This is a genomic window from Ruegeria sp. SATB027 (assembly GCF_059613825.1).
This window is the reverse complement of the sequence record NZ_JBXWTH010000066.1, coordinates 1-4139: the sequence shown is the minus strand read 5'-3', so window position 1 is coordinate 4139 and position 4139 is coordinate 1. Positions and strand designations below refer to the sequence as shown.

The window sequence follows — 4139 nt, the reverse complement described above, 5'->3', positions numbered from 1 at the left end:
CCATATAGGCTGCGATGAACCAGAAATCCTCCGTTACGAAAACCTCAAATCTGTCCCACAAGCGCTGACGTTAGACAGTCCAGCACAGGAACGTAGCGCGAGAATGTGTCGACGACTGTCAGGATGCGTATCTTGCGACCTGTGGTCAGCTGATCATGCACGAAGTCCATTGCCCAAACATCATTCGGATTCACGGCCTCTTTGCGGTCGTCGCGAAGCTTTGCCTTCACACGACGTTTTGGGGTCTTATTGCGCAACTGCATGCCCAACTCCTTGTAAACACGATACGTCTTCTTCGCATTGATCTCCCAACCCTCCCGGCGCAGAAGCACATGGACGCGCCGATAGCCAAACCGCACGCGTGTCTCACAAATCTCCTTGATCCGCTGTTCCAACGCGGCCTGGTCGCGTCGACGAAACTTGTACCGATATGTCCGCGGATCGAACCGGATAAGCCCACAAGCCCTCCGGATCGATACCCGCCAATCAGCCCTGATCTCGTCGACCAGCGTTCTCTTGCGAGCAGGCCTCAGAGCTTTCGTTTGATGACGTCCTGAAGCATCTCTTTCGCGGCTGGCATTCATGGTCATGCAGGCCGATACCGGAATGACATTTTCTGAAATCATGGAATACTGCCACTCGATGATCGATGTCGTTATCCAGTTCCGCAAGACAGGCGATCAGCGACGGCCGGTCGCGTTCAGGGTGCTGCGGAACAGGGACGGTTGAAAAAGGGGCCTCAAAGGCCCCTTTTTCTTATGGTCGATGAGGGCTTTGTTGATGGCGTGGATGCCAAGGTACCGCATGGCTCAACCTCAGTGCCTCCATCTTACACCGGCGCGTGGCCCCTTTTTTTGCTCCGGGATTGACATTGCTGAAAAATCAGAAAAGCTTTGGAATATTGGCATCTGAGGTGAATGCTGGAGGACTACCTCCCAGCAAGCATGCACAATTAAAGACTGAAAACAACTTCACAACATACAACCTTGACATGAGTATAAAATGTGCAATGGTTGAATGTAGTATAAGCAATTGTTAGGCGGGTAGTACGTCATCAGAGGAGTTGTGAGTTGAAGGAGCTACTACTTTTTATGATTGGGTTTCCGATAATTTTTATTTTTTCATATTGGTGCTCAATGTTCCTACTTACTTCTATTTTCCCTGCATTCAATTTTGAAGACGAATTCGTCTGTTTTTACAGAAAAAAATGGGGAAAGGACCCGTCTCGAAAACGACTTGTTTTGAACCTATATGGAATTGGGAATTATTTGTTTCTTGCAGAAAAATGCTGGAAATCTCCACGTCCCAATGCTCTTCGAACTTCTCCAAATGCAGACTTCTTTTTAGTTTTCTTAATGCAATGGGCGGGAATATTGACAGGGTTAGCTTTATGGGTATTTGCGATATTTCTCTACGCTCTCGCAAAATCATATTTTAGAATTTTACTTGAATAATAACTTATTTATTTCCGATTTAATTCCACGCCCAACCAATAGTAATTCCGCCGATACTTCCTAGTTGCAACGAAAGTTTTGGATTTTCGTTGTCAATATTTATCGATGCAAAGCAAGGAGAAAGAAATGACGTGCCCTAACTCTCACGGAGACCTTACAATTCCTGACTGGGTGCCGGATGTGGCTCTTGAGACAATCAATAATTTTTTAAATAATATTGGAGACGGTATATCCGCAGCGCGTGATCAACTAATAGCTGCCGGCGTGGAAATGGAAGGAATAAACGCGATAGGTATAACTGCGGGAGGAGGCGGCGGTGGCCTATTGGCAGATGGAACTGCCGCGATCACCGTACTGGCCGACCCAAACAATCCTGAGAACTATTCGGTTTATCTGACCGGAGAGGGAGGGATTGGACCAGGTGTTGCGCCCGTCTTTGGTATAATTGGTGAATTCGGTGCTGTGGGTTATACTGGGGAACACAACGCTTTCAATGGGGGATATTTGGGCGTTGAGGGTACTACGGGCGTGTCCGGGCAGACGTCGATCAGCTTGTCAACAGGAGATATTGCGTTTCAGGTTGGCACTTCTTCAACTGTGAGCGCGCAGTTTGTCGGTGGTTGGACGACGCAGGTCGGTGGTAGTGATTGGGAACCTCCAACTAGTGACTACAAGCCTGGACCAAGCTGGTATACCCCCCCTGCCCAAGACACACCTGATCTTGACCCTAACGGCCCGTTCAACTGCCCTCCCACCTCCCCATTGGTAATCGACCTCGACGGTGATGGCATTGAGCTCACGGCTCTTGCAGAATCGCGCACCTATTTCGATCTAAACGTGGATGGTTTTGCTGAACGTACCGGGTGGGTGGAGTCTGATGATGGTCTGCTGGCGTTGGACCGAAACGGCAATGGTCGCATAGATGACAACTCTGAATTGTTCGGCAATGCCACCGGTCATAATGACGGATTTGCTCACCTTGCTGCACTCGATTCGAACAGCGACGGAGTGATTGACGCTAATGATGCCCAATTCTCAGACCTTCGTGTCTGGCGAGATCTGGACCAAAATGGCTTGTCTGATGCGGGCGAACTTCTAAGCTTGTCGGATGCGGGCATCACCTCCATTGATCTAAACGCAGCGCAGGTAAATGAAACCAACGCTGAACATCTCGTGTCACACCGTAGCAGCGTGACATTCGAAGATGGCTCTACGGGCCTAATCGAAGATATTCACTTCCAAAACGACCCCAGCGATTCTAAGGTCCTGTTGCCTGATGATTTCGAGTATCATCCCGATGCACTGAAGATGCCAGCTCTTTGGGGGTACGGCCAAATCGCATCAACTTGGGTAACCTTGTCGCTCAATGATGACTTGCGAGATGAAGCGGCAAGCTTATTAACCCTTTTGGCAAGCGGCGATATTGAGAGCTTCAAATCTACGTTCACTGATTTTGTTTTCTCTTGGGCCGGTGTTGATGATGTCGACCCCGAAAGTCGAGGATCGTACATTGACGCAAGAAAACTTGCGTTCTTAGAAAAAGCTTATGGCAGCACATATGTCGACCAATATGGTGGATCCGACCCGCTATCAAACGCTGGCTATGAGATTAGTAAACAATTTGATGAACTCGCGCAGAAGCTTGCGGGTCGCTTCATGGCACAATCTGCCGCGTCAAGTGCGATGCTCATGACGGATGATTATGAGACCTGGGCTGCTGAAATCGAAGCCCACCCGCTGGCGCCGCTGCGCATACTAACCCAAAACTATTCTCCAATTAGTCGCTCTCTCGACGGCGATCTTTCTGACGTGCTTTCCGGTCTGCAGGGTTCAATCGACAGCGGCTCACTGACAACTGCCAGCGCTATCGCGGCCTTGGACTTGTTGCAACCTGATCTCAGCGAAAACCAGGCAGAATACAACTCGCTTCTTTACGTGGCAGCAGTGGACGCAGGGCTCGACGTTGAAGCGCCCCTGGTCATTGGAGTAGTGCAATATGGTGACTACGAGGTTGTCACAGGAACCGAGACCAACGACATCCTGAGCAATGATGGTGCAACCTATTATCTGGGAGCCGCTGGCGATGACACTATCAATGGTGGCGACGACGGAAACATAATTGTCGGTGGTACAGGAAACGATACGTTAAACAGCGGAAGCGGTTCAGATACCTATATTTATCGTCTGGGTGATGGGTCAGACGTCATCTCGGACTATGGACCAGGTTCGCAAAACGGATTTGATACATTACACTTCTCCGATGTGAACTTCGAAGATGTGACCTTTGCCCAAGTGGCCAATGATCTGGTCATTACTTTGAATGACGGGGCTACTGTTACAATCAATAGCTATTTTGACACCGACCAAGATTATCTGATCGAGGCCATTTCTTTCGCAGATGGCAGCGCACTGAATTTACAGGATGTTCGGGTTGAGCTGTTCCGAGGATCTGAGGCCGATGACATCTTTGTAGAGACCAGCACCAATGATATCTTCCATTTTAGCGCGGGACTAGGCAATGATCAGATTGTTACCAGCAGCGCCAACTACCAGGAAAACGACCGGCTGGTCTTTGGCGAGGGCATTACCGTTGATGACCTGTATTCCATCAACGCCCATGTCGGCGGCAACGGCAGTGCCTATGACTTCCAGATCGGTCTGAAAGCGGGCGACGGCACCATCACC

General features: G+C 49.6%; 2 protein-coding genes and 1 pseudogene. 2 read left to right on the top strand and 1 reads right to left on the bottom strand.

The window, feature by feature from the left end:
- Window positions 1-77: 77 nt before the first annotated feature.
- Window positions 78-568, bottom strand: a pseudogene (locus AC2FPW_RS16990) (IS3 family transposase); the annotation flags it as partial.
- 38 nt (window positions 569-606) lie between these two features.
- Here AC2FPW_RS16990 and AC2FPW_RS16985 point away from each other — a divergent pair.
- Entirely contained in the window at window positions 607-729 is a 123-nt protein-coding gene (locus AC2FPW_RS16985) for a hypothetical protein (RefSeq protein WP_496814683.1), read from the top strand.
- 905 nt (window positions 730-1634) lie between these two features.
- The coding region (locus AC2FPW_RS16980) for a calcium-binding protein (protein ID WP_496814682.1) at window positions 1635-4139 on the top strand (2505 nt) is incomplete at its 3' end.

Bases quoted from the DNA above. Each gene is read 5' to 3' on its own strand.
- AC2FPW_RS16985 (WP_496814683.1), top strand. From the start codon at position 607: ATGACATTTTCTGAAATCATGGAATACTGCCACTCGATGATCGATGTC.